Source organism: Shewanella sp. (assembly GCF_051658185.1).
Taxonomy (GTDB): domain Bacteria; phylum Pseudomonadota; class Gammaproteobacteria; order Enterobacterales; family Shewanellaceae; genus Shewanella.
This window is the reverse complement of the sequence record NZ_JBOFMC010000370.1, coordinates 1-2,370: the sequence shown is the minus strand read 5'-3', so window position 1 is coordinate 2,370 and position 2,370 is coordinate 1. Positions and strand designations below refer to the sequence as shown.

At 47.1% G+C, this 2,370-nt stretch carries 3 protein-coding genes; all 3 read right to left on the bottom strand.

Annotated elements, in window-relative coordinates; translation table 11 throughout:
* The coding region (locus ACRCZA_RS14005) for a YjbH domain-containing protein (protein WP_438675025.1) at positions 1-534 on the bottom strand (534 nt) is incomplete at its 3' end.
* Complete coding sequence (locus tag ACRCZA_RS14000; protein WP_438675024.1) at positions 534-1,319, bottom strand: capsule biosynthesis GfcC family protein; 786 nt, start codon at positions 1,317-1,319, stop codon at positions 534-536. The genes ACRCZA_RS14005 and ACRCZA_RS14000, both read right to left, overlap by 1 nt.
* A gap of 10 nt (positions 1,320-1,329) precedes the next feature.
* The gene (locus tag ACRCZA_RS13995; RefSeq protein ID WP_438675023.1) at positions 1,330-2,076 is read right to left on the bottom strand and encodes a YjbF family lipoprotein; all 747 of its coding nucleotides are present in this window, start codon (positions 2,074-2,076) and stop codon (positions 1,330-1,332) included.
* Positions 2,077-2,370 lie beyond the last annotated feature (294 nt).

The following is a 2,370-nucleotide window of genomic DNA, read 5'->3' as shown; positions in this document are numbered from 1 at the left end:
CCAGCCGATCCCGAGGGTAAAATCCAGTGGCCCAAAGCGTTTGGTGGCAGCAATAAATTCCCCATCAAATAAACCGGTACCACCAAAATCACGCACACCGATAGAGGTTTCGGGCAGCCAGTAGCTTTCTTGTAGCAAGCGAACCTTAAAATCGATACCTTTGTCGGTATATTTGGTATTGCCGCTAAAACTGGGGTCGCTGCTGTAAAGTAAATCTTGTACTTGGGTATATCTTACAGTGGTTTCAAGCCAAGGGAATAACTGTACTGACGCACTAAAGTGTTGATAATCATCATTATAGGTTGTTGCAAAATTAAATTCGCCTTCAGGCGCCATACGCCCGGTTGGCATTTGCATTAGGCCTACGCCACCGAAGTCGGATTGCGACGGCAGTAATTTTGGGGCGCTAAATTCGTCGGCGGCGGCATGTAACAGCGGCAGTAGTGCCAATGATAGGGCTGATAAACGGCCAAGGCTTTTACGGCTGGCGCGGTGAGCTGCACTGGTGTGGAGGGAATGGCTAGACTTTTTCATTACAGAGCCCGATTTTTGAGTAATTCAATGATGTTGTCGTTCAAACTGCGGTAGTCATCAAATGGACTTGAAAACTCAACATAGAGTGTGGCGCCAGGGGCAATATCCTGTGCTTGCTGGTTCCAATAGGCGATCGGTTGCTTGATTGCCTGACCATCCGGCTGAATAACCCAAACGTAACTATGGTCAGCATTGTGAAGTAAGCTCACTTGCTTAAGATAATCTTGGCTGCTGGCGGAGTGTTGCCAAGGTAGATAGCCCGTTTGTGCCACAGCGCCAGCTACGGTTATGGTTGTGGGGCGTGGTGGCAACACCAGTTGATATTGGCCTTCGATAACAGCGTTATAGGACTCAGTGATACGAATAAGGTCGATATCGAGCGGTTGCATGACCCGTTTGCCAAGGGGCATGTGCCGAATAAATTGGGCGAGCTTAGCGAGTTTTGCGATATAGCGGCTGTCATCTTCTTGCTCCCCCATGCTGGCCAGTTGTGCCAGCACTTGCTGGCGCTGAGTTTCTAACTGTGCCGTGTTATCCATATCCAATAATGCCGCCCCTAACCAATACACGGGCTGCACATCTGGGCTATGGGTTTGTTGGTAGCGAGGGAGCTGCGTCAGCCCATCTTGTACCACTTGGCTGAGCCTAACGCCGCTTGGGTAAACCATTTGCAGTTGTGGACTTTGCTGGCTAGAGGTGGTGATCGTTAACTGTGTTTCTGCTGTCGTTGCCGTTGCAACGAATAGACCAATGAGCAGCGCCAAAGGAGATAAATAAGATTTCATTGTGCCTCCACTAAGACGCAAATGGCTTGAGTAAGGTAATGTCGATATACGGCAAATTGGGCGCAATTTTTTGGCGGCTTTTTACCACTTGACCATTATCCGGTTTGAGCCAAAATTCATTTTGGTATTGGATATTGAGCCCTTTAATTGTCACTAACTCACTGTAATGCAAGACTTGTGTCGGCGTTTGGTTGATGATAATCGTTTCAGTAGCGACAAATTGAAATTGTGAATCTGCTTGATAACCATAGTGGTACCCGGGTTGCCAATCGAGCAAACGGTGCCAAGTTTTAGGGGTACTTTCTAAATGTAATCCTTGCAGAAGCGGGTCAATCTGAACACTGGTTACCCCAGCCAAATTGCCGGCCAAGAGGTTATGAGTTTTTACTAGACGACCATTAACTGTCACTATCATGCCGTTATCGGCAGACAACCATTTAAGCTCAAGTGCTTTAGGCGTTGTTGAAGGCGATTGTGTTGAAGATATCGCTGTCGATGTTGCCGTAGATGAGAGTGTTGCCGGAGGTTCAGCAAAGGCGAGAACCACAAATGCTTGGGCGGTATCACCAATTTTGGCATAAATGCTGGCATAGGGATTGGCGCTGATCTGCTCAGGGGTGAGGATAACGTCTTTATCACCGATAAAGGCCAGCTCGATGGTATCATTAAGGGCGCTAATGCGTTGACTGCAGCCAGACATAGCGCACAATACTGCAGAGACAGTGACGAGAGAAAAAATTTTGTTATTTATACGCATCCGAGTTGCTTATTCTCAATAAAAATCAAATTTAAATGTAAAGAGAGCAAGGCATGATTTCAAGTAATATGCTAGCTTCACTTTCACTTTCACTTTCACTTTCACTTTCACTTAGGGCGGTTATGTGACTTCTCACCGCCTTATCGGACGATGCTTCTTGTTTCGTAGGCTATAGCTCAAAATATTGAGTCTTACGTAAGCCTCTACAAGCAGACACGACCGTCCAGCCGCGTTGGTCATTGTAAACCGCTACTCCAAACGGTTCCCTTGCCACAATCTGCATCTAGGCTATGT